This is a genomic window from Sporosarcina sp. FSL K6-3457, from assembly GCF_038007285.1.
GTDB lineage: Bacteria > Bacillota > Bacilli > Bacillales_A > Planococcaceae > Sporosarcina.
The window spans coordinates 210,722-233,990 of record NZ_JBBOWX010000002.1 but is presented as its reverse complement, the minus strand read 5'-3'; the positions used below and the strand labels follow the sequence as shown (position 1 = coordinate 233,990).

Sequence of the window (23,269 nt, the reverse complement as noted above, 5' to 3'; positions counted from 1 at the left end):
AAGATTAGCTTAACAGAGGAAAATGAAGTTCAATTTCTCCCTGTTAAGCTAATCATATTGAAAGAACGGAACAACTTCAAATGACAGCTTCATTTTTGAATAAAATCCCCTTTTCCCTGTTCGGTTTTTCATTTAAACAAAAAGCACCTGATAGAATAGACTTTTTCAGCGTCTAAACTATCAGGTACTTTTTATCAATGGAGAGTTCTACTTTTTCAGTCTTGTATGCGAACTAGCTGTGCCTTTTCCACTTCATAACTGAACCCGTCAGCACTTGGATCTTTATCAAACTTTAATATAGCCATCACTTTTTCTGTTCCTTCTAAAGAAGCCCACTCTTCATCATTGACGATTAAAAACATATCCACATATGCTCTTCCGTCCCCAATGATCAAATTACCTTCATACTTAATGTTCATATTCTCTATTTCCAATTCGTATGATTCTTCCTTAGTAAAAAGTAATGCTTCGCCTTTAGCTACTTTTGAAAGAGATGAAATTGCTTTTGTCTCACCTTTTTCTTGGTTTGTTATTTCACTTATTAACTTTTTCTTTATAAGTGATTGAGCTGTTTGTTCTGTCAAAATCATGATTTGTCGATTATCATCTGTTAGAACCTTAATGTTGTGCTGTTCTTCTTCTACTAGCTCCTCCTTCTCTCTCTCCTTCTTCTCGCCCTTCTCCTTCTCTTTTATAGTCTCCACAGCATTTAAAACTTCCTCTTCTTCTCCATATAAGATTATCCCATTTGCTTTGGCAAACATACCACATCCTGCTAATACGATTACTGCCATAAGCATTGTTAAAATACCCAGTACTGTCTTTTTCATTTTGTTTATCCCCTTTTCTATTTGATAACCATCTGCGCTATCGGCTTTATTATAAGAGGATTACAGATTTCCAGCCTTCGCTTTAGATGACGTTCACATGACAATATTGCAACCTTGTATGTTTATGAGTGGAAGTTAGGGGTAGTTGAGAAGGTGCTGAAGTACGCGAAGTGCTAATACTTTTTGGATGAGTGAATTGAAGGTTTTCTACATGGATAAGAGCCACCAAAGATACAATTTTGGTGGCTGAAGCTTTCGCTATTGTCTCTTCTATTTTTATTTTAGTTATGCCTTATAACTCTGTTGCTATTTGTTTACAGCGCGTGAATGTTCTACAAAATAAAACGAACGTATAATTAATGAAACTTATAACTCATCGAGAACGTATCAATATCAAGATTGTTATTGAACTAACAGGGCAGGTTAGTTCAATAAGAAAACATTTTTAATTCGAAGACTAAAGGGGGCATTTTTTATGGAAGTCCAATGGATGAATGGGCAATATCGAGAAGATAAGAGGATTTTTGATTCCGAGATGGAAGTTTATGAATGGACAAACTCATTGTATCCAGATTTCTCCAATTGTTTATTTAGTGAAGTAAATGTTGGTTATGCAACTCCTGATGAAAAAGTAATTGATTATTTAACCGAACTACTTCCACAATGGGCAGATTACCTAAATGTACAGGTTATTGTGCATAAAGATAAAATAAAGGAAGAAGGTAAATATGTTTATAGAATTTGGACTTCAAAAGTATAGAAATTTGAGGGCTATTAAAAGGCATTGAACCTAGAGGGATTAACACCTTTTATGTTGAACTTATTTAACTAAAGCAGCGGGTTAGTTAAAGAGTGTTTCTTAAATTGTGTTCAACAATCGGGGCTTTAAGTGGAATAAAGGTAGTCAGATTAAGGGGGGGTTTTTTGAAGTTATTGTTATCCATTCTATTAGCTGGGCTTTTAGGTATCTTGGTAATCCTCGGTCCTATTGGAATTTACATTTTATGTGCAATTATTGTCGGAGTCATCTTCAGGTCGTTAGTTTTAATTAATGAGGTCCATAAACAAGTAGTACCACCTAATAGTAATGACAAGGTGAAAGATGCGTACGAAAGATATATCAAAGAAAGGAACGAAAAAGAAAAAGAAACGAAAAACTAATGTACGACGTTATTCAACTAACGGGTGGTTTAGTTGAATAACAATACTGTAAAAAAGACCAGAAATAGGTCCTTGTTTCTTTGTTAAAAGTAAATAAAGAACACATTGTACAAAGTACAAGAGTTCCCGAAATTGTATCTTCGGGAACTTACACTCTCAATAGAAAATCATCTATTCTTTTCTTCCCAAGCAACTGCATTTTTCACTTAAGCATTGTAGGTTTGCGACAGGCAATGATGCACAATAGGATGACCGAAAAAGGTTATCCTTTCGTCCATTAATTGCCGCAAGCGAACCGGAAATGATGCAGTGAAAAAACCTAGTAAGACGGTTAGACCGCCTTACTAGGTACTTCATCATAATAAACTATACAACCGAATATCCGGATATTTATCGTGGAACCAGCGCATTGCGAAGTCATTTTCAAACAAGAACACTAAATTATCATAGCGGTCCTTCACAAGCATGGCACGTTGCCCTGTCATCGATTCTTTAACGTCGCCTTCGTTTTCAATCCAGCGTGCTACTTTCGAACCGACATGTTCCATACGCACTTCTACATTGTACTCGTTTTTCATGCGGTGCTCGAACACTTCAAATTGTAATTGACCAACAGCTCCAAGCAAGACTTCTTCCGTATGAAGCGTTCGGTAATACTGAATAGCCCCTTCTTGTACGAGCTGTAAAATCCCTTTGTGGAAATGCTTCGATTTCATAACGTTTTTCGCCGTTACACGTACAAAAAGCTCTGGTGTAAATTGTGGCAATGCATCGAATTGGAAGGATGACTTCCCACCGATTACTGTATCACCAATTTGGTAGTTACCTGTATCATGTAAGCCGATAATATCGCCAGCTACTGCCTCATCCACTGTTTCACGATCATCTGCCAAAAATTGTGTTGTCTGTGTCAGTTTGAATGTTTTCGAAATACGCGGCACGGTCACCGTCATTCCACGTTCAAACGCACCCGAAACAATACGCACGAACGCGATACGGTCCCTGTGCATTGGGTTCATATTCGCTTGGATTTTGAAGATGAAACCTGAGAACTCTTCCGAATACGGGTTGACTTCTGCTTCATCTTTCGTCATGCGTGATTGTGGCGCCGGTGCGAATTGCAAAAATGTTTCTAAAAATGTTTGTACACCAAAGTTTGTCAACGCACTGCCGAAAAATACTGGCGTCAGTTCACCTTTTGCCACACGCTCTTCATCAAAATCATTACCTGCCTCATTTAATAAAAGAACGTCTTCGAGTGCTTGTTTATAATAAGATGTTTCTGCCATCGGATGGTCTTCAGCAAGTCCACCGTCTTCATTTAATGCAAGAAAACGTTTTTCATCTTCCACGCGTACTTGTTCAATCCGATTATTAAAACGGTCGTAAATACCGAGGAATTCTTTCCCCATCCCAATCGGCCAGTTCATAGCATATGATTCAATGCCTAGTACTTCTTCTAATTCTTCCATTAGCTCAAGCGGCTCTTTCCCTTGACGGTCCATTTTGTTGATGAACGTAAAGATCGGAATTCCGCGCATACGACAAACCTTGAATAATTTAATCGTCTGTGGCTCAATCCCTTTGGCCGAGTCGACCATCATAACTGCCGCATCAACAGCCATTAACGTACGGTACGTATCTTCACTGAAATCTTCGTGTCCAGGTGTGTCGAGAATATTGACGCGCTTGCCGTCATAATCGAATTGCATAACAGATGATGTAACCGAAATCCCACGTTGCTTCTCAATTTCCATCCAGTCAGACGTGGCAAATTTCCCTGTTTTCTTTCCTTTAACTGTACCAGCATCACGAATCGCACCACCGAAGTAAAGCAGTTTCTCCGTAATCGTTGTTTTCCCAGCATCCGGGTGAGAAATAATCGCAAATGTGCGCCGTGATGCAATTTCTTCCTGTATAGGTTTATCCATTTTAAGTTATCTCCTTCTGTTTCGCTTTTCTTAGCATAGACGCATTGGGAGGGGATTTCAACAATTTTTATTAGATTTTTTAACATACAAAAGGAACCCGCTCAACCTATTCTCAGTTGACAGCGGATTCCTTCTGTTGAAATACCTATTTTCAGCTCAAGTCAAACTATGTTTTTTCAATTCCTCCAGTAAAGAATCACTTAACATTCTAAACTCAAAATCAAGATGCATATCTGCCATCCAATTTAAATCAACCCTTTGCACCTTAAAAATAGCGCGATTATCAGTAGGGAAAAAAAGCTCAATTTGACACCGACAATCGAATTGCTGATCAATATTTTTTATTCTACCTGCCGTCACGCCATCCTCTTGCAAATTTAATCTCAATTTATTGAACAAAATGCCTAGCGCTAAATCATGACTATCATTACACCATGCTACTTCCTCTTTCGTTAATGAAACAGACTGACACCAATACGAATACGCAGCTTTACCAGATTGACTAAAAAAGTTAAAATCCCCACGATTAAAATAGAACGTACTCTGTGCTCTCAACGTTTTATCTATTTCTTTATTGGTGAAAATAATATAATCCTCACCCGAGTTGGATATCAAAGACTTTGGCATGGAGTAAAATGATAAATTCAGGATGAAACGCTCCACCAATCTGCCCCCTTCTCATTTACTTCTCCACTACACCCGTACCAAATTTCTTCTGTGCCTCTGCCAGCGCAATTTCCGCGTCCGAGTGTGGATATTTTGTCGAACCGATAATTTGATAATCCTCATGCCCTTTACCTGCGAAAATAATAATATCGCCGCGCTCCGCAACTTCAACAGCATGGCGTACAGCTTGTGCGCGATCGCCGATGCAGGCAAAGCCTTCGTGCTGCATACCGGCGGCTAACTCTCCAACAATCGACTCGTATGGCTCGTCCCGCGGATCGTCCGTTGTCAAAATCACATATTCTGCAACAGATGCTTTCTCCGCCATGACTGGACGCTTCAAGCGATCGCGGTTGCCGCCCGTGCCAATGACAAAAATTAATTTACTACTAGCTTTCTTATAAGGAAGAACAGCAGCGATTGCTTTTTCAATTGCGTCGGGTGAATGAGCATAATCGACATAAATGGTTAACGGCAACTCAGTCGGCACACGCTCCATGCGACCTTTCACAGCAGGCACTTGCGCAAGATAACTAATGATATCCGCAGTTGCCATGCCTTTCGCAGACAATGCTGCGATAACAGCCAATGCATTATAAACACTAAATTCGCCAATCAACTGCATGACTACTTTATATTCCCCGTCAGGCGCCGTCAGTGTAAACGACGTACCATCCGCCGCTAATACAATATCCGAGCCGCGGAACACGGCGTCATTGTGGATACCAAAGGATAAAATAGGATAGGACGTCATGCCTTTCAACTTAGCACTCCATACATCATCTGCATTGACAACTGCAAACTTCTGCTTGTCCAAGTCTTGTCCTAGCTGAGAAAACAATAGTCCTTTAGCATGTCCATATTCCTCCATCGTCCCGTGGAAATCCAGATGATCGTGCGTCAAATTCGTAAAAATAGCAATATCAAACTCCGTGCCTGCTAAACGCCCTTCCACAAGTCCGTGCGACGACACTTCCATCGTCATCGTCGTACAACCTTCTGACATCGCCTGCGCAATCATTCCCTGTGTTGTCAGCGCATCTGGCGTCGTATTATCCGTATCATATAATGTTCCGTTCAAATTGAAGCCAATCGTCCCCGAGGCAGCTGACTTCTCACCCGCTAATTGTAAAATGGCTTGGATAATCCCACTAACACTCGTCTTACCATTTGTGCCGGTTACACCAATCATCGTCATTTGCTTGGAAGGATAATTATAATAGCGAGACGCCAACAAACTGATAGCCCGTGACGTATCATCGACAGTGACAACTGCAATCTTATCCAAATCGACAGTAACTGGCTTCGAAGCAATAATCACCCGAGCCCCATTGCTAACCGCTTTCTCAACATAATGATGACCATCCACTGTAAATCCTTCGATGCAGACAAAAACGCCGCCCGCATTTACCGCACGTGAATCTACTGCAATATCCGTCACAGTTGGCGGCATCACTCCTGTCACTTGCTTAACAGCCAACACCGACAATAATTTCGCTGTCTCCATCTACAAAACCTCCGTTCAATCCATCATCGCTGAAGTAACATACGCACGAAGCAATTGCGCAGTCGCTGTTAGTGAATCATTATGTGTCCGCTCCAAAGCATGCGATGATTCAATGCCAGGTCCAAATAATGCATGTTTCACGTCAAAGCCTGCCCGAATTGCAGCCGATGCATCCGAACCGTAATTCGGATAAATATCTAATTTAAAAGGAATGCTACCCTCTTTACAAAGACCCGTCAAATGCTGTGTTAACGCATAATGATACGGTCCACTTGAATCCTTGGCACAAATCGACACCGTATATTCATCAGACGTTTGTCCATCACCAATTGCACCCATGTCAACAGCGATATACTCGACCGTTTCCTCAGGAATATTAGAGTTGCCACCATACCCAATCTCTTCATTATTCGAAATATAGAAATGCGTGGTATGCGGTAGCACAGTTCCTTGCTCCTGTAATGAACGTATAAGCTCTAGCAATAAAGCCGTACTCGCTTTGTCATCCAAATGACGTGATTTAATAAAGCCACTATCTGTCACTTCAAAACGCGGATCAAAGGATACAAAATCGCCCACTTCAATCCCGAGTGCGCGAGTACCATCTGCATCTGTCACTTTTGCATCAATGCGTACTTCGATATTATCTGCATTACGCTCTGCAGTTCCCGCATTTTTATAAACATGCACAGTCGTCTGATGCATCAATATCGTACCCCGTACTTCTTTCCCAGCCGCCGTGTGAATGAGACAATATTCCCCTTCTACTGCATTCCAATTGAAGCCACCTACCATCGTTAATTTCAACCGACCGTCGCTTTTAACTTCTTTCACCATTGCACCTAATGTATCGACATGAGCAGTAAGCAGCCGATGACGCGTTGTATCTGCTCCCTCAATCGTGGCGATGATAGCCCCTTTATTGGTCTGTTTATAAGCTATGCCAATCGCCTCGAGTTCTTGGGCAATCAGCGCCATTACTTTCTCCGTGTAGCCTGATGGGCTTGGTGTTTCCACCAACTTTTTCAATAATTCAATTGTCCGTTTATCATTCAATATCGTTGTCATTTCCATTACCCCTTTCGTCCGCGTTGAATATTGCCATATTATGTGGCCGCGAAATCGTGTATGCTATTAGTATAGAGAATATTAGTCGAGGTGCCTAATGGAACATTCAACAGCCATCCAATCCCGTAACAAGTTAATTATACTTTTTTTCATTGCGGGCGTCATTGTTCATCTTATTTTTCTGCCCCTCTTAAACAATTTTTACGAAACAAGCATTGCCCTATTTGGGGTTATATCTATCGCTATAATCGTTATAATGCAAGCTAAAGGTATGAATGCTCGTACCTTACGTCTAGTCATCATGATTATCTATAACTTATACGTATTTCTTCTCAACATATTCATACCTGATTTGTCGAACTTACTTTACTTGATATTCCCAATGTTTCTCACAACTATCTATAATGTTGCGCGCATCAACTTCATTATGACAGCTATTACTAGTACACAGCTTGCTATTCTTTTCTACTTGCACCATGCGAGTTATCTTGCTGACAGGGGGGCAGTGGAAGTTTCTCATGTGGTCTCTATCTTCTTCATGGTCGCGTTTCTATGCTTATTATACGCCTTTAAAATCAGCCCTCAGTGGAACAATATGTTTACCGAAAATAAAAGAATGGACACTATTCTAATGTCAAAAGAAGGCTATCTCGATCTCTTTTTTGAACATGCAGAGGATGCCATTGTTGTCTTTGGGCTAGACGAGAAAATCATTGCAGTCAATCCTGCATTTGAAAAAATCTATGGCTGGAAAGAAATTGACTGTATCGGACAATCACCAAAGCTATTTCCATCATCCGAGGATGCGAAGGTGGAAGAACGAACCAAGTGCGTATTGCAAGGGAAAAGCTTTCACCTGCTACGCACAAAAGAAATGCGCAAAGACGGGGCGATATTCGATGCAGAGCTAACCATCACACCCGTTTACAATAAGCAACAAGAGATTGTCGCTATGACATTCATCTCACGCGACATTACGCTGAGACTCCAAGCTGAACAGCTATTAATCGATACCGAAAAGGTCAAAGCCATTGGTGAAATCGCAGCAAGCGTTGCCCATGAAGTGCGAAATCCATTGACATCAATCTCAGGTTTCATCCAAATAATGAACAATGATCCTGCTAATCCTTATCGTCCTTACACCGATATTATGCATAGTGAAATCAATCGAATCGATTTGATTACTAGTGAATTTCTCGTACTATCAAAACCTAATTTAAAGAAGTCAACTAAGTTCTATATCGAACAAACACTGCGAGATGTAGTGGGATTATTTGAACCTGAATTTGCGTACCGTTCTATTATTTGTAAAAGTGATATTCCCATAAACACAGTGATGATTAATGGGAATGAAGACGGTATGAAGCAGGTGTTCATTAATTTATTGAAAAACGCATGTGAGGGACTTATTGAAAATGGCTGCATTACGGTGACATTGACTCGTCAAAAGAGCAACGTCTTGATTGCGATTCGTGATAATGGCCCTGGCATGGACCAGCAAACACTAGATAATCTTTACAAGCCGTTTTTTTCGACGAAACAAGGAGGTACAGGGCTTGGCATGATGATTTCAAAAAAAATCATTGCCGACCAAGGCGGAACAATGGCCGTTTCAAGTGTAGTAAATGAAGGTACAGAGGTCGTTATTGCACTTCCATGGACAGAATGACAAGCTATTGGAAAAACCGCTCTCCTTAACGGATGAGCGGTTTTACTAATTTTAACTTTTGACCATAGGGCGGAAAGGCGATTTTCATCGGAATCGTCGTACTTTTTTTCATCATTGCTTTAGCATGCGTAAATGTTTCAAAACTATATTTGCCATGATAAGCATTTAGCCCTGAAGAACCAACCCCGCCAAACGGTAAATTACCATTGCCGACATGCGCAATGGTATCGTTGATGCAGCCACCGCCGAATGGCAAATTGTCGATGAAGTATTCCGAGGCCTGTTCGTTCTCCGTAAACATATAGGCAGCAAGCGGTTTCGGTAATTGACGGATACGATGCAAGGCTTCCCCAAGATTGTCATACGTCAAAATCGGCAGAATGGGCCCAAAAATCTCATCCTCCATCGAAGCACTATTCCACTTCACATTATCGAGCAATGTCGGTTCAATGAATAGATCCTCACGGTTGAAATCTCCGCCATAGACTACGTGTGCACGATCCTTTTCAAGGATTTTTAACAAACGATTGAAATGCTTGTCATTCACGATTCTGCCGTAATCCAAACTTTCCGCAGCTACCTTCCCATAAAACTTACGAATGGTAGCCCCCATTGCTTGAACAAGCTGATTTTTCACCGTGTGATGCACGATTACATAGTCAGGTGCAACGCAGGTTTGTCCATTGTTGACGAATTTCCCCCAAACGATTCGTTCTGCAGCCATTACGATATCCGCTGTCTGATCGACAAGCGCAGGACTTTTTCCACCGAGTTCAAGCGTAATCGGTGTCAAACGTTCCGCCGCTGCTTTCATGACAACTTTTCCGACAGCTACACTACCTGTAAAGAAAATATAATCGAAAGATGCATGAATGAGCGCCGATGTTTCTTGCTGCTCTCCTTCAACAACGCGGACAAACTCAGATGGGAAAATATCCGTCAAGATTTTTTTGATGATTTCTCCTGTATAAACAGAAGCCTCGGACGGTTTGACAATCGCACAGTTACCGCCCGCGATTGCGCCCACAAGCGGCTCCATCACTAGCTGAAATGGGTAGTTGAATGGACCGATAATGAGCGCAGATCCATACGGCTCACGCACGATAAAACTTTTTGCCGGCTGGAGATGTACAGGTGTCTTCACAACTTCTGATTCCATCCATTGTTCTAGGTTTTTAATCATATGCGAAATGCTCGTGAGAACAAAGCCGATTTCTGTCACATATGATTCAAATGGGCTTTTCCGCAAATCTTTGTGGAGTGCTTCTGAAATTTCCTTCTCATTCGACATAATAGCTTCTTTCAATTTCGACAGCATGGCAATCCGAAAAGCCGCACTTCTCGTTTCGCCAGTAAAATAAAATCTTCGTTGCATAGCAATCATTGACTCTACATCTTGTGCAGTGAAATTCATGATCATTCCTCCATTTTCTTATGATTCATCTAGCAGATGATCAATTAGCTTTTGCACTTCAAGTCCTTCATCGAATGACACAAGTAACGCTTCTTCACCATTAGCAGCTAATACACATTCGTCTGTTAGCGATTTCACAGTATCGAAGGAAGTCAATATTTCAAAAGGACTGTCTTTTTGTGCACTGCTAAGTTCCGACCAATTACGCAGTTTCAGAACACCCTTCGCTCCATATACTGTGTATGACAGTTCTTCTTGTTGACCAATCCCTGAAAGGCCGTTCAGCAAGAAAGGAATGTCATGTGCTGTTTTACCGATTGCTAAGACACCGATTTCTGCGAGCGTTTCATCTTCAGGATAAACGGTTTCATAGGAAGTAATCGACAGATGACCAAACATCCTGTACATAAGCTGAAAATAATGCGGAAAAATTTCACGCGTGAAGCCACCTTGTTCACGCGAAGCAATCCAAGGATTTTGTTGCCATACACGCGGCCAGTGTGGGAAATAGGCTTGTAGCTCCACTCGCAAAATTTTACCAATTGCGCCCTCGTCGACAAGTTTCATCATATGCCTGACTGCGGGGTTATAGAGCAACGGAAAATGCATGGCTGTTTGAATATCGCTATTATTGGCGGCTGCCGTTGACATCACTAGACCATCTGCGACATCATGCGCGAGTGGCTTTTCACAAAGAACATTCAAACCTTGAGCCATCGCCTTCTCGCTAAGGCTTGCGTGAGAAACGGGTGGTGTACCGATGTAGATCCAGTCTGGTTTCAAGGAAAGCACCTCATCATAGGAGGATGCCGCATACAGTCCATATGTATCCGTCATTTCCTGTAAACGCTTTCCATTTTCATCAAATAAGGCAACGATGATCGCATTCGTATTCTGTAATAATTGTTTGATGATCCGTTCACCAACAACACCTGTCCCGACAATGGCAAATGTAATTTTTTTCATGAAATTAACCCCTTTTTACAAAAAAATCGAATAGAAAAGGATAGGCCTAACGATTCCTTTTCGCCCTTCTATGTTTTAGATTATAACATTCAAGGGAAAAGAATGTTCAAACAACAATGATTACTGAGGAGGAAATGGACATGACAACAACTGAAAATTGGTGGGAAACAATGTTTGAAGGAAACCTATCACTCGGCATTAATAAAGAACGGCTAACAGAGCTGGAAGAAGAAAACTTCCTGTACTTTAACGATGAAGAACGAGCACAGGAGCTGCCACACTGATAGTGATCGAATTACCTGTGCTACTAATCCCCATTTCAAGCGAACCATAACAACAGCTTTTCCATGCGATTATGGGAAAGCTGTTGTTTGGCGTGTTGATTACGTTGGTTAGTTCTGATGGTGCGTTGCTTAGTTCGTGGTAAACGTTGCTTACTTTCGACCGAGCGTTGCTTAGTTCGGACAAAACGTTGCCTACTCGATACTGCGCCATAAATACAGCGCAGCATAACTCATATACGGCGACCAATCTGGAAATCGGTCAAGCATCTCCTCTTTCGTCGGTTTACGGTCCATCTCCCATAATTTCTTCAGCGCATTTTGCAAACCAATATCCGCCAATGGGAATAAATTCGGGCGTCCCAGTCCAAACATCAAAAAGTTTTGCGCCGTCCAAGGTCCAACACCCCGAAACGCCACCAGCTTTGCTACTACTTCCTCATCGTCCAACCGCTTAAACTGTTCAAGGTCTAGCGTGCCCTCTGCAATCGACTGCGACAAGCCAATGACATATTCCGCCTTGCGCATGCTAAACTGCTTGTCACGCAGCTCTGAGACATCCAACGTCGCAATACGTTCAGGCGATGGATAGCGCCAGACGCCATCCACTTGCACACCGTAAGACTCCACAAAACGCTGGGTCAAGGTATGCGAAAACGATAGATTCAGCTGTTGATGGATAATACTAGTCATAAGATCCCCGTATAAGGAGAAGCTTTTAATAAGCGGTGTCCCCGCGTGGTCCATAAAAAGCTGTTCCAGGTCCGTTCCAATAAAATGTTTTTGAATGCCATCAAGAGGCCTGTCAAAGTGGAAAATCTCTTTGATTTCCTCGAGTTGAACATCGTCGAGCAATCCTTGTATGAAGAAAGTCGGTTGCTGCGTTGTTCCCGTTCCTCTAATTGTCACAACGTTACCTTCTGCCATTGGAATGCGGATGATTCGCTGCGCACAATCAACCGCATTGATAGGACTCGCCGCAAGTCTATCAAGCGCACGGTCAAAATCATAGACGAATGGTAGTTCAATTTGTCGATCGATTGGAAACACCTCTTTTTATAGGATTCTATGTTTAGTATACCTCACAATCAATCACGTCATAGCGTGATTGCGTCCGGATTTTTTTCGAACTCACTCCTTAAAAAAACCGTGACATCCGCCAGAGGCTTTATCTGGATTCAAATAAATTGTTTTGAAAAAGTGTTGACTTCTTTTACAGATTGGCTATAATAGAACTTGTGCAGTAAGCAGATGCACGCGATAACTTCCCAAGGTTCCATAGCTCAGCTGGGAGAGCACTACCTCGACAAGGTAGGGGTCGGCGGTTCGAGCCCGTCTGGGACCATACTGAATTGCCAAAACCACTTCGCATCCAAAATGTAAAGTGGTTTTTTACTACCTATATTTACTAGCCTGTGCACTTAAACTAGGAGGGATTCAAAGTGGACAACCAAGTACTCGAAATGCTCGCAAAACTGGATAATAATATCGAAAAGGGATTCGCTGAAGTCAATCGCCGAATTGATGAAACTAACGAGCGAATCGATATGACTAATGAGCGAATTGATAATATCGATCGTCGGATTAATGAAACCAATGGGCGGATTGATGACACTAACAAGCTAATGAATACACGGTTCGATGCAATTGATGCCAAACTTACTGGTGTCGGTGGTCAATTTGAAGAACTATCAAAGAATACCATACAGCTACGAGATGATATGACAAAGGAACTGAAATACATCACACATAAAATACATGAACTAGATAGAGAAGTCTTTATTAGAACAGATTCACTTCAATAATAGAAGCCATAATAGGCTTCTTTTTTTGTCTAAAACCAGATTTCATAAATTCAATACTGTACGAATTTCTTCTTTCGCAACAATCATTGAAGCAACCAACAATTCCTGTACAATTTCTTGCTGTAACATAATCTTCCTCATCGCCATCCTCTTCAATCTCTAACGGACGACTTTTCGATAAAGTCCATTATTTTTAATGTATTCATAGCAGGAGCCTGGCAGCAAATACTGCGGTTCTCCCCCCATTGCAAATTCTTGTCGAATATACGTCGAACTTATTTCCATCGCTAACCCTTTGTCCAACAATTGGAATCTGCCGTCATCATGATTCCGTAAAATAGGAGATTTCGAAATCGTGCTCAGAATGTCAATCCCATTTCTAGCCATGACGATAAATTTATTACGACTAATTAACTCTTCCGCCAATCGCCATTCTCCCTTTCCGATATCGACCAACAAATCAGCGCCCATAATGAAATAACAATCTGCATCAGGGAACACTTCTTTGAAATACTCCATTGTGTAATACGTATAGTGATTCCCTGGTAATACATCTAATTCGTAATCATCTAAGATGAATTTAGGATTATTGTTGATTGCTAACTTTACCATTTCCACTCGATGCTCGTTTTGCGTTTGCAATTGTTTATCTACCCTTTGGTTCGATGAAGGTAAAAAAATAACATAGTCTAATTTTTTGCGATGCGCCACTGTTGAGGCCGTCCACAAATGAACGTTTGTTACAGGGTCGAAAGAAGAACCATAAATACCTATTGCTGTACCTTTTTCAAACATTTTCTCGATGTCTTTCCCAGGATTTAGCTCTTGAAGATGTACTTTTAGTTTTTCTGTCTTGTGCATCATAATTCATTCCTCCAATGTGTCAATTTCGTGTTTCTTAATTAACTATTTAGCTGCTGTACTTTTTCTTGCTCCTCGTGAATATTCCTCATTTTATTATCCCAACATTTCTGACTTAAATCCACGGGATACTGTTCTGGATTTAAGGTACGCTTATATTCATCCCACAGGAGATTTAAATTATTTTTAGCATACGCTTGAATTTCCTGTATAGACGGGGACATATACACAAGCTCGCCAGCTACAAAAACATCTCGGTGTAATTCAATCGCTTCAAAGTTCGTTACAAACTTTGAGATAAACGTATGCGTTGGGTGAAACATTTTTAATTTTTCTTCCGCTTGTGGATTCTCATCTATCATAGCAATGTAATCACCCTCTGCACGATTATTTACCGTGTTCACAATGCGATACACTTTCTTCAATCCGGGAGTCGTTACTTTCTCTGGATTGCCAGATATTTTAATGGTGTCCACCATATTACCATTATCATCCTCAATCGCCACCAATTTATAAACAGCACCCAGAGCAGGTTGGTCAAATGCGGTAATCACTTTTGTTCCAACACCCCACATATCAATTTTCGCTCCTTGCTCCTTCAAGCTCATAATGGTTTTTTCATCTAAGTCGTTTGAAGCAACGATTTTCGTTTTTGGGAATCCTGCCTTATCCAACATTTTTCGTGCTTCTTTTGATAAGTAAGCCAAGTCACCACTATCTAAACGAATTGCATTAAAATTAATGCTATCTCCCAGCTCTTTCGCTACTTGAATCGCTATTGGCACACCAGACCGCAACGTATCAAAGGTATCAACTAAAAATGTACACTCTTTATGACGACGTGCGTATTTATGAAATGCTTTGTATTCATCTTTATACGCTTGAACCATAGAATGTGCGTGTGTTCCAGATACAGGAATGCCAAACTTCTTGCCAGCCCTCACATTACTCGTTGCGGAAAACCCAGCAATATACGCTGCTCTTGTTCCCCACACCGCCGCATCAAACTCATGTGCACGTCTCGTTCCAAATTCCATTACCGTTTGTTCTCCTGCCACTTGCTTAATACGTGCTGCTTTCGTTGCAATGAGTGTTTGGTAATTGACAATATTCAAGAGAGCTGTCTCTATTAACTGAGCCTCTGCCAAGCTTGCTTCGACTTGTAAAATCGGTTCATTCGCGAAAACCAATTCCCCCTCTTGCATGGCTCGAATCGTTCCGTTAAAGCGCACCGTTTGCAAATAGGCCAGGAAATCTTCTTCATAACCCAATTCTTCACGTAAATAAGCAATATCACTATCTGTAAACCGATACGCTTGAATAAATTCAATGATTCGCTCCAATCCTGCAAAAATACCGTAACCCGTTTCAAAAGGCAACTTGCGGAAATAGAGTTCAAATACCGCTCGTTTGTTGTGCATATTATCTTCCCAATACGTTTCCGCCATGTTAATCTGGTACAAATCCGTGTGGAGTGCTAGCCCATCATCTTGATACTTTTTAGTCATTAGATTTTCCTCCTCTATAAGCATCGTCTCTTTAATAACACCGCTTCTTTTAGTGTACAAATAGCCGTGTTTTGCTCGTTTTCACAACATGAATTCGGTTGATTTTACAATATGAATGCCAGCATTCTTTTGAAGCTCTCTACATGCATGCTCTGTTGAGTCTTCAAACCCAGGAATAGGGCTCATGCAGTCGTCTAACAAATAAATCTTTGATGGCAATTCATGCTCGTTTCCGTAGTACTCGACTATTTGCCGAACGGATTCCAATACACAGTGAGATTTCGCTTCACCGGCGATAATAATTTTATCGTAAGCGAGTAGTGAATGAAGAAACGCATAATTTGTTCCGTCTATCGTGGCATACTCTGGTTTAATGATTCCGTACATTTCACTTAATGGGTCTTGCCCTTTCACAATTTTTTGTATGCCGGACTGCCGTGCCATGGAATGGAAGTGAACCATATTCGAAAACTGACCTTCTAAGGCAGCACCATATGTCCCCTCAATGCAATGATAAGGCCATATTAACAATTGTTTTTTCCCTAAACGCTCCAAGTGAATAATGTACGTCAAGCTTTCTTGTTGGTTTTTTACAGCCATCCATTTTCCTTGTTCAACATCTTCTCTTGTAATGACCGTGAATGGAACAGGATGATTTCCCTCTGCATCTACCCACCAACTCGGATGGAATAATTGATGCAATTCATGTATATCTAACGACAATGCAATTGTCGTCACTTTATCAAGGTTTTTGTAAAGGAATTTAGTTACCCGTTCAACATCCTTATGAGAATTTGGGACGCCTAGTTCTCCGTTTTCCATAAAGTCATTTTGAAAATCAATCCCCATGAACAACACTTTTTCAGCATCTCCTCTTGAAGGTATCATTTTCTCCGCATTCGCAAGGACCATTAATTCATTGAACCCCTTCGTATCCTCACTTCCTATCCTTGAAATATCAACAATTTCCTCAAATTTTGTTTTCATCATTTCCAGCACACTCCTTTAATTTTTATTTAATTAACGATTATATATTTGTTAATTGATATACAGAAAACTAAAAACCACTACCATTTCTTTGATTTACGCTACATTTTGGACATCTTACTGTCTGCAACAGCAGGCATACACGTCTCATTGAATCATAAGCTCACGCACATGCCCACTCACAAATTTAGCGCCAAATCGAAGGGATAATATCTACTTCTACAAATCGGTATAATTTTGTTGGTCGCTTCGTAGTGCTTGTCGGTTCTGCTGTTTTAGGTACTTGATTTTTGTCTAATGCTTCTACGATAAAGGGCAGACTTGGCGCTTTCCTAAAAAATCCGGGCTTACTATTCACAACAGGGTCATCAATAATTGCAAGCAACACCTGGCGCAAATCTTCCAACTTAAATTCTTCTGTTAAAAAGTTTTTAACTACCGTTGTTTGAAACACATCTTTTCGAACAGCTTCCAAAGCATCTTTAATTACTTGGTAATGGTCAAAAGCCAAATCTAACGCAAAGACCTCATCTACCGTGAATAATTGAACTTCGTCTGCATCATCAGCAGCTTCCCTATCTTCAATATTTTCTTCAGGAACAATTGCATAATGAGCGTTGGATATGATCCATCCGCGTTTATCTCTACCTAATTTGTCATACACACCGTAGTGTTCGATGTGAATGCCGTCTACACCTGTTTCTTCTTTTAGCTCCCGCTTAGCCGCTTCATAAGCTGTTTCTTCTGGATGGATAAACCCTCCCGGTAAAGCCCATTTTCCACCTTCGATGTTAGGTTCACCTTCTGCATCGAACTCTGCCCGTTTAATCAGCATCAAAGCTAAGGAGTGATTAGAGATCGACCCACCTTCAACAGCCGATTCCTCATTTGGGATTAACGTGAATATCGCAATATCACTTGTATACCCATCCGGCGTTCTGTACTGACTTGAATCATAATGTTGTAGTGCTTCTTGTTCTGTTTTAAATCTAGACATCCGTTTTCATCTCCTTTGCTTTATATCAACTGTCGATGAGCCTTCATTTTTTAGTAGCGATGACGATAGTGTTTATCAAGTAACTATCTATCATTGCTTTAAAATCAAAAAACTCTTTTCAATTAACAATTACCAAACTGTTAATTGAATTGTATATCAAGTGAATACTAAAATCAAGAAAAACTTCTCTTCCTATTATTTTCATTTTAATGCTCATTCATTTCTAATTGAAAAAAGGACAGCTAATGAAATTTTAGCCATCCTTGTTGATTTGTACAGGTACTGATATACCTTCGGATTTCATTTATTTCTTTGTGATATCTATCCGAAATGAATATGCGTGTCCTTCCTATCAAAGAGAAGTGTATAAGTACCTAGAAACCACTGCTTTAGTGGAGGAAATTGTCAGCTCTACTACTCAGCTAGCCTGAATAGCCTTCATGCCTTCTAATAATATCTTAGCATCCGCGTTTAGATAGAGCCGTATGTCTTTTTTCATTAATAAGTCTGCATTATTTTTAACTGATAATCTAAGCCCCCGTACATCAAATCGAGTAGCATATGTGTTGATTGTGTTAATCATGTGTAATTCTCGTCGGTTATAAGAGCTTGTTGCAGTTGTAGACTCACTTTGTAAAAAATCTAATAAATCCCTTGCATTTTTACATAGATGATGCCTATTTTGGCTTACTTGTTCGATGTTTTTCTCAATATATCTTCTTGCCGAAACCAAGTCTAGATTCTCTACACTTTGATTTATTTTTTTTAGTAATTCTTGAATTTCCATCTAAAGCACATCCTTTTACCTGTTAATACACTATCCAAATACCAGTAATTTAGAATCATTAACAATAGTATATAACAGCTTTTAGAACTAGTAAACTAAAACACACTAAAATTAATTGCTTTCCTTTGAATAACAATCATTCTTTCTTCTCTCGCTGGTCAATAATAACTTTCAATGCAAGTGCATCATCGAGCGACAACTTTCCCGCCCTGTAATCCGTTAGCCACTTGTCTGTCATTAGTCCCTTTTTAACTGCCTCTACTAAGTATTGTTCGAAAGCAGCTTTAAGCGTTGCAGAACTTGGATTAAACATGCGTATATCCTCCTTTGGTAGTATTGGTTTTACGGTGTTCAATTCTGCCAAACGTTTGGCAATCTTATTTCGGACAGTTAACATACGTCCCTCATCTATAATCCGATGTGGACAATTCTTTCCTGACCAATCCCGATGCCATTTGACTCGATCTATGTTCCAGCCGAATTTTTTAAGTAAATATGCAACATATTCAATAGTATTCTCCTCTGATTCCTTATACCTAGCACCACCGGATTTTGAGTAACAAATTTCAATGCCAATTGATTGACGGTTGCCGTCACCATTACCGTCACCTGCATGCCAACCATTGCGCGTAAACGGGATACCTTGTACTACATGTTTATCATCGATAGCAACATGGTACGATGTCGCGTTCTTATTACGTGTCATATAAGCAATCTCATTGATAGCTGTCGCATCATTGGCTGTATTATGGATAGTGATATATTTTGCTGACATTGGATATGTTGCTTTGAGTGGATAAAGAGACGTCGGAATAAGATTGGTGATGATGATATATGCCATATGATTCACCTTCTTCCCCACTAAGGTCCTATCATCACGCTGACAACAACACCTTGTTTACTAGCATATGGCGCAACATAGACAACCCCTATGACAAAAGAATACAAAAACAACAAAAAAACATCTCCCACCTATTTCTAGTCGTGGAAGATATTTTTTGTTATTAGTTATAATCTCATGCCTGTTGATTCACCAAAAAGTAACTTAATCAAACACTATGCGTGCTGTGTACAGTTCTTTTGGTTCGCTGTGGATTGAACGACTTCTATACGATTACCGGGCTATTTTTTATGTATAGGGATGCGGTAATCATATGGTGCTCGTTCACCCATCGCTCTCCAAAAACACTTATACACAAAGCGCTAATGCTTTTGAGGAAGAAAGAATAGCTGGCTTTTTACTTGGATAAAAGCGGCTAAAGCTTTTACCACGGTCCTGCCCACTGTTATTTTAGGAAGTGTCACATTCTTATAAAACTTGCTAAAAGTAAAGTGGGAGCACCTTGTACAACGTGCAAGAGTGCCTGAAATTGCATCTTCGGGCACTTACACCCTATAGAAAGTCATCTATTCTTTTCTTTCCAAGCAACTGCATTTTCCACTTAAATGTTGTAGGTACGCGACAGGCAAGTATTTGCAATAAGATGACTGAAAAAGGTGTGTCTAGAAATGACTTCGTCATTTCTAGACACACCTACTTCTACAGTAATCATGTCGTGAATAGTTAGCCGAAAGCGAATCGGAAATGCACCAGTGAAAATGGAGGTTTTCAAGCCTTTACTTACCTGTGATTTATGCAAGTAAATGGTTAATCAGCAGACCTGTTATAATCTATATTTCTGAATGGCTTCATTTACTCTTTCACTTAGTTCCGTTAACCCTTGTGCCAATGTAGTCAAGCTGCTAATCGCTTGCGACTGTTCATCGACAGAGGCCGTCACTTCTTCTGCCGATGCAGCAGTTTGTTCCGCAATGGCAGATACATTTTGAATAGCGTCGATGATAACCGCACTTTGTTCAGTCACATGCTGGATTTCAACGTTTAACTGCTCCATTGCCGCCGATGTTTCCTGAACCGAGGCTGCGATTTTATTGAACTCATTTTCTGTATCACTAACAGCAGTGTTCAATTGAGTGGAGATTGTCGTTGTCGTCATCATTGCCATCACAGTGTCTTCTACTTCTTTTTCAATACCAACAATCATTTGCTGAATTTGGTTGGTTGAGACACTTGACTGTTCTGCTAATTTCCTGACTTCCTCCGCTACAACCGCAAAGCCTTTACCATGCTCACCTGCACGTGCCGCTTCAATGCTGGCATTTAATGCTAATAAATTCGTTTGTGAGGAGACATTTGTAATAGCATCTGTGATTGTCGAAATGTCCTTTAGCTTCGTATAAAGATTTGTAATTCCGATACTGATTTGATCAGCTGCTAACGTCGATTCGTCATTCGACTTTTTAAGAACAGCAACAATATCTTGTCCTTTTGCCGTTGCCTCTTCAGAAGTCGCACTAATTTCTTTAATATGCTGATTTTGATGGTTCATTTTATCAACAGAGGTCATTAAAAGACCTAGGCTCTTATTCGTCTCTTCGAGAGTAGTCGCTTGTCCAACTGCACCAGTCGTAATTTCCATCATGGCAACACCGATTTCATCACTACTCGCAGCTGTTTCCTCAGACACAGCAGATAGTTCACTTGCCGACGTAACTAATAATTCACCCGTTTTTCGAACATCCGTTAGTAAAGTCCGCAAACTAGTCGTCATCTGATTAAAGGACATACCGATTTGTCCAATCTCATCAGCAGATTCGGGGAGCTGCTTAGTTGTTGCTAAATCACCATCAACAATTTGAAGCGAGATTTGTGAAGCATCATTTAACAAGGCAATCTTTTTCTTTGTAGCACCATTAAAAATGGCTGAACCAATAGCCGCCGCTACCAATGTGAGTAGTATATTGATCCACTTTAAACTAACCAATGATCCATAAGTATCATTCGGTATACCAATTATAGAACCAATCACAGCGACTAGCAGTATAATAAGTATCACTAATTTGAATGATACTTTACTTGTAGAGCTTCGTTTCTTTTGCATTTAACATCCCTCTTTCCACCATCATTATGTCTAAAGTAATACATGCTGAACATCGACTATATAATTATATCGGATTGATTGCAATAGGTTGAAGAATGATTTTTGTGAAAATTTTATTACTTAAGGTCAATTATAGAAAAAAGGCTGAGTCAAAATTGTTACACCCCAACCTTTTGACTACTATTCATCGACTAATGACATATGCCTCTTCACTTTCGACACCTGTTGCTGATACCGCAGTAACGCCATACGTATAGACTTTTTTAGCATTCGCTGTTTTATCTACGAATACAGTAGTTCCGTGCGTATGATAGACAACATCCACAATATTTCTTGGATCCTGATAAGAACCTGCTTGATTTCCTTCAAAACGGTAAATGACATATTTTCTTGGTTGTTCAGTCGTTTGTTGCTCAATTTTAAGCTGCACGCCAGCCGTAACCTTATTAACTTGTACAGATGTCGGCAATTCAGGTTGCGTATCATCTCCCCATGAAATCGCTGGAGTAATCGCCGTATAATTATAATGTTGTTTTTCTAAAATTGTTGCATAGCCAAGTGCATTTTTTTGTATACTTTTTAATGAAAAATGCATCTGGCCTTGTACCATTTCATCAGCTCTGTTTGTGAGTATTTGGTTCGGCAATTCCATTTTATTATGCCATGCTTTATCAGCGTCAGTGCCAACTTTATAATCGGCCATACCAATATAAAGATGAACAGGATGCACTTCGGCATACGTTGCTACTTCTTTGCTCCACCAGTTAACTAGTGTTTCATACTTCGCAACTGACAACGTTTTAGACCAGTAAATTTGTGGTGTAATATAATCAATACTACCGTCTTTCATCCATTGTCTTGTGTCTGCATACAAATCATCGTAATTATTGACACCAGCCTTTGTGTTGCTGCCAGTAGGATCTAGTGATTGGTTGCGCCAAACGCCGAATGGAGAAATCCCGAATTGCACATGCGGTTTCGTTGCTTTAATCGTCGAATAGATATCTTTCACAAGTTGATTGACATTATTTCGTCGCCAATCAGCAATTTTTTTATAAGAAGCTCCATACTTTTTGAAAGCAGCTTGATCTGGGAATGTCTCATTTTTGATTTTATAAGGATAAAAATAATCATCCATATGAACCGCATCAATATCATAATTAGCTACCAATTCTTCAACTGTCTTCAGCAAATAGTTTTGTACTTCTGGAAGACCAGGATTCAAATAATACTGTTTGCCATATTTAATAACCCATCCTGGATTAGTACGAGCTACATTGGTAGCTGCAAGGCTTGATAAGGTTTGTCCTGGCATCGTTACGCGATAAGGATTGACCCACGCATGTAGCTCCATACCACGATTATGCGCTTCTTCTGTCATAATAAGCAAAGGGTCGTAGCCCGGGTTTGTTCCTTGTTTTTTTCCTGTTATGTAAGATGACCACGGAGCCAACTTCGAAGGATACAAAGCATCATTTGTCGGTTTCACTTGATAAATGACCGTATTGAATTTTTTCGCTTTCAACTGATCTAATGTTTGACGTACCCAGGCTGTATACTGAGCTTTCGTCATTCCAGCCTTCATATCGATATTGCCAACCGTCGCAATCCAAGCGGCACGCATTTCATGTTTAGGTGGTAAATCGCTTGCGCCATGGGTTGGTGTTGGAAAGATAGACACGAATAGAACAAACGCCATCATTACTGACGTCATCAACTTACCTACATCTTTTTTCTTCATACAATAAACATCCCCTCATAGCTTTCATTCAGTCAAAGCACTTATACTAATAAATGGTATTGAATCCACCGCCACACTTAGTCTAGTCAACTTCTAAAAGCATACCAAAGTTTGTTGAAAAACAAAAATGAATCCTAAACTTATTTCA

22 protein-coding genes and 1 tRNA gene are annotated in these 23,269 nt (G+C 40.3%); 6 read left to right on the top strand and 17 right to left on the bottom strand.

Annotated features, from left to right (window positions below; genetic code table 11):
• Window positions 1-215: 215 nt before the first annotated feature.
• Complete coding sequence (locus tag N1I80_RS23095) at window positions 216-830, bottom strand: lipoprotein BA_5634 family protein (protein ID WP_340740319.1); 615 nt, start codon at window positions 828-830, stop codon at window positions 216-218.
• A gap of 475 nt (window positions 831-1,305) precedes the next feature.
• Here N1I80_RS23095 and N1I80_RS23090 point away from each other — a divergent pair, with 475 nt between their 5' ends.
• A complete protein-coding gene (locus N1I80_RS23090; RefSeq protein ID WP_340740318.1) occupies window positions 1,306-1,590 on the top strand; it encodes a hypothetical protein in 285 nt (94 codons plus the stop codon).
• Between the two features lie 164 nt (window positions 1,591-1,754).
• Complete coding sequence (locus N1I80_RS23085) at window positions 1,755-1,991, top strand: ATP-dependent Lon protease (RefSeq protein ID WP_340740317.1); 237 nt, start codon at window positions 1,755-1,757, stop codon at window positions 1,989-1,991.
• A gap of 356 nt (window positions 1,992-2,347) precedes the next feature.
• On the opposite strand, the gene N1I80_RS23080 is transcribed toward N1I80_RS23085, so the two are convergent.
• The 4 genes from N1I80_RS23080 to N1I80_RS23065 form a co-directional block, all read right to left on the bottom strand.
• The gene (locus tag N1I80_RS23080) at window positions 2,348-3,922 is read right to left on the bottom strand and encodes a peptide chain release factor 3 (RefSeq protein ID WP_340740316.1); all 1,575 of its coding nucleotides are present in this window, start codon (window positions 3,920-3,922) and stop codon (window positions 2,348-2,350) included.
• Window positions 3,923-4,078: 156 nt separating this feature from the next.
• Complete coding sequence (locus N1I80_RS23075; protein WP_340740315.1) at window positions 4,079-4,585, bottom strand: hypothetical protein; 507 nt, start codon at window positions 4,583-4,585, stop codon at window positions 4,079-4,081.
• Window positions 4,586-4,604: 19 nt separating this feature from the next.
• A complete protein-coding gene (locus tag N1I80_RS23070) occupies window positions 4,605-6,095 on the bottom strand; it encodes a UDP-N-acetylmuramoyl-L-alanyl-D-glutamate--2,6-diaminopimelate ligase (RefSeq protein ID WP_340740314.1) in 1,491 nt (496 codons plus the stop codon).
• Between the two features lie 15 nt (window positions 6,096-6,110).
• Entirely contained in the window at window positions 6,111-7,163 is a 1,053-nt protein-coding gene (locus tag N1I80_RS23065) for a M42 family metallopeptidase (protein ID WP_340740313.1), read from the bottom strand.
• Between the two features lie 97 nt (window positions 7,164-7,260).
• On the opposite strand from N1I80_RS23065, the gene N1I80_RS23060 reads away from it, so the two are divergent.
• Window positions 7,261-8,832 (top strand): ATP-binding protein, encoded by a 1,572-nt coding sequence (locus N1I80_RS23060; protein ID WP_340740312.1) that lies wholly within the window; start codon window positions 7,261-7,263, stop codon window positions 8,830-8,832.
• A gap of 25 nt (window positions 8,833-8,857) precedes the next feature.
• On the opposite strand, the gene N1I80_RS23055 is transcribed toward N1I80_RS23060, so the two are convergent.
• On the bottom strand, window positions 8,858-10,246 hold the full coding sequence (locus tag N1I80_RS23055; protein WP_340740311.1) for an aldehyde dehydrogenase: 1,389 nt from the start codon (window positions 10,244-10,246) through the stop codon (window positions 8,858-8,860).
• An 18-nt stretch (window positions 10,247-10,264) separates the two neighbouring features.
• Entirely contained in the window at window positions 10,265-11,212 is a 948-nt protein-coding gene (locus N1I80_RS23050; RefSeq protein ID WP_340740310.1) for a Gfo/Idh/MocA family protein, read from the bottom strand.
• Between the two features lie 140 nt (window positions 11,213-11,352).
• Between N1I80_RS23050 and N1I80_RS23045 the strand changes: the two genes are divergently transcribed.
• A complete protein-coding gene (locus tag N1I80_RS23045; protein WP_340740309.1) occupies window positions 11,353-11,496 on the top strand; it encodes a hypothetical protein in 144 nt (47 codons plus the stop codon).
• A gap of 192 nt (window positions 11,497-11,688) precedes the next feature.
• Here N1I80_RS23045 and N1I80_RS23040 read toward each other — a convergent pair whose 3' ends face one another.
• A complete protein-coding gene (locus N1I80_RS23040; RefSeq protein ID WP_340740334.1) occupies window positions 11,689-12,534 on the bottom strand; it encodes a DNA-3-methyladenine glycosylase family protein in 846 nt (281 codons plus the stop codon).
• Between the two features lie 231 nt (window positions 12,535-12,765).
• On the opposite strand from N1I80_RS23040, the gene N1I80_RS23035 reads away from it, so the two are divergent.
• Window positions 12,766-12,838, top strand: a tRNA-Val gene (locus N1I80_RS23035).
• 97 nt (window positions 12,839-12,935) lie between these two features.
• Window positions 12,936-13,298 (top strand): coiled-coil domain-containing protein, encoded by a 363-nt coding sequence (locus tag N1I80_RS23030; RefSeq protein ID WP_340740308.1) that lies wholly within the window; start codon window positions 12,936-12,938, stop codon window positions 13,296-13,298.
• Between the two features lie 159 nt (window positions 13,299-13,457).
• Here the strand turns inward: N1I80_RS23030 and nadD are convergent, their stop codons facing one another.
• The 9 genes from nadD to N1I80_RS22985 form a co-directional block, all read right to left on the bottom strand.
• A complete protein-coding gene (gene nadD / locus N1I80_RS23025) occupies window positions 13,458-14,093 on the bottom strand; it encodes a nicotinate (nicotinamide) nucleotide adenylyltransferase (protein WP_340740333.1) in 636 nt (211 codons plus the stop codon).
• A gap of 107 nt (window positions 14,094-14,200) precedes the next feature.
• The gene (locus N1I80_RS23020) at window positions 14,201-15,667 is read right to left on the bottom strand and encodes a nicotinate phosphoribosyltransferase (RefSeq protein WP_340740307.1); all 1,467 of its coding nucleotides are present in this window, start codon (window positions 15,665-15,667) and stop codon (window positions 14,201-14,203) included.
• An 81-nt stretch (window positions 15,668-15,748) separates the two neighbouring features.
• Window positions 15,749-16,657 carry a hypothetical protein gene (locus N1I80_RS23015; protein ID WP_340740306.1) on the bottom strand — a complete coding sequence of 303 codons (909 nt, stop codon included), beginning with the start codon at window positions 16,655-16,657 and terminating at the stop codon, window positions 15,749-15,751.
• A 184-nt stretch (window positions 16,658-16,841) separates the two neighbouring features.
• Entirely contained in the window at window positions 16,842-17,651 is an 810-nt protein-coding gene (locus N1I80_RS23010) for an NUDIX domain-containing protein (RefSeq protein ID WP_340740305.1), read from the bottom strand.
• 418 nt (window positions 17,652-18,069) lie between these two features.
• Window positions 18,070-18,438, bottom strand: coding sequence for a hypothetical protein (locus N1I80_RS23005; RefSeq protein ID WP_340740304.1), 369 nt, complete (start codon window positions 18,436-18,438; stop codon window positions 18,070-18,072).
• A gap of 136 nt (window positions 18,439-18,574) precedes the next feature.
• Window positions 18,575-19,279: a peptidoglycan recognition protein family protein gene (locus N1I80_RS23415; protein ID WP_445683720.1), complete on the bottom strand. Its 705-nt coding sequence runs from the start codon at window positions 19,277-19,279 to the stop codon at window positions 18,575-18,577.
• A 552-nt stretch (window positions 19,280-19,831) separates the two neighbouring features.
• The gene (locus N1I80_RS22995; RefSeq protein ID WP_340740303.1) at window positions 19,832-19,960 is read right to left on the bottom strand and encodes a hypothetical protein; all 129 of its coding nucleotides are present in this window, start codon (window positions 19,958-19,960) and stop codon (window positions 19,832-19,834) included.
• A gap of 142 nt (window positions 19,961-20,102) precedes the next feature.
• The gene (locus N1I80_RS22990) at window positions 20,103-21,380 is read right to left on the bottom strand and encodes a methyl-accepting chemotaxis protein (RefSeq protein ID WP_340740302.1); all 1,278 of its coding nucleotides are present in this window, start codon (window positions 21,378-21,380) and stop codon (window positions 20,103-20,105) included.
• Window positions 21,381-21,564: 184 nt separating this feature from the next.
• Window positions 21,565-23,121, bottom strand: coding sequence for a glycoside hydrolase family 10 protein (locus N1I80_RS22985; RefSeq protein WP_340740301.1), 1,557 nt, complete (start codon window positions 23,119-23,121; stop codon window positions 21,565-21,567).
• Window positions 23,122-23,269: the final 148 nt, after the last annotated feature.

Excerpts from the sequence above, each read along its gene's own strand:
- N1I80_RS22985 (WP_340740301.1), bottom strand. The coding sequence starts at position 23,121 with ATGAAGAAAAAAGATGTAGGTAAGTTGATGACGTCAGTAATGATGGCG.
- N1I80_RS23020 (WP_340740307.1), bottom strand. The coding sequence starts at position 15,667 with ATGACTAAAAAGTATCAAGATGATGGGCTAGCACTCCACACGGATTTG.
- N1I80_RS23090 (WP_340740318.1), top strand. The coding sequence starts at position 1,306 with ATGGAAGTCCAATGGATGAATGGGCAATATCGAGAAGATAAGAGGATT.
- N1I80_RS22990 (WP_340740302.1), bottom strand. The coding sequence starts at position 21,380 with ATGCAAAAGAAACGAAGCTCTACAAGTAAAGTATCATTCAAATTAGTG.
- N1I80_RS23055 (WP_340740311.1), bottom strand. The coding sequence starts at position 10,246 with ATGAATTTCACTGCACAAGATGTAGAGTCAATGATTGCTATGCAACGA.
- N1I80_RS23080 (WP_340740316.1), bottom strand. The coding sequence starts at position 3,922 with ATGGATAAACCTATACAGGAAGAAATTGCATCACGGCGCACATTTGCG.
- N1I80_RS23045 (WP_340740309.1), top strand. The coding sequence starts at position 11,353 with ATGACAACAACTGAAAATTGGTGGGAAACAATGTTTGAAGGAAACCTA.
- N1I80_RS23095 (WP_340740319.1), bottom strand. The coding sequence starts at position 830 with ATGAAAAAGACAGTACTGGGTATTTTAACAATGCTTATGGCAGTAATC.
- N1I80_RS23415 (WP_445683720.1), bottom strand. The coding sequence starts at position 19,279 with ATGGCATATATCATCATCACCAATCTTATTCCGACGTCTCTTTATCCA.
- N1I80_RS23060 (WP_340740312.1), top strand. The coding sequence starts at position 7,261 with ATGGAACATTCAACAGCCATCCAATCCCGTAACAAGTTAATTATACTT.
- nadD (WP_340740333.1), bottom strand. The coding sequence starts at position 14,093 with ATGTTTGAAAAAGGTACAGCAATAGGTATTTATGGTTCTTCTTTCGAC.
- N1I80_RS23070 (WP_340740314.1), bottom strand. The coding sequence starts at position 6,095 with ATGGAGACAGCGAAATTATTGTCGGTGTTGGCTGTTAAGCAAGTGACA.
- N1I80_RS23065 (WP_340740313.1), bottom strand. The coding sequence starts at position 7,163 with ATGACAACGATATTGAATGATAAACGGACAATTGAATTATTGAAAAAG.
- N1I80_RS23015 (WP_340740306.1), bottom strand. The coding sequence starts at position 16,657 with ATGATGAAAACAAAATTTGAGGAAATTGTTGATATTTCAAGGATAGGA.
- N1I80_RS23005 (WP_340740304.1), bottom strand. The coding sequence starts at position 18,438 with ATGGAAATTCAAGAATTACTAAAAAAAATAAATCAAAGTGTAGAGAAT.
- N1I80_RS22995 (WP_340740303.1), bottom strand. The coding sequence starts at position 19,960 with ATGACGAAGTCATTTCTAGACACACCTTTTTCAGTCATCTTATTGCAA.
- N1I80_RS23010 (WP_340740305.1), bottom strand. The coding sequence starts at position 17,651 with ATGTCTAGATTTAAAACAGAACAAGAAGCACTACAACATTATGATTCA.
- N1I80_RS23050 (WP_340740310.1), bottom strand. The coding sequence starts at position 11,212 with ATGAAAAAAATTACATTTGCCATTGTCGGGACAGGTGTTGTTGGTGAA.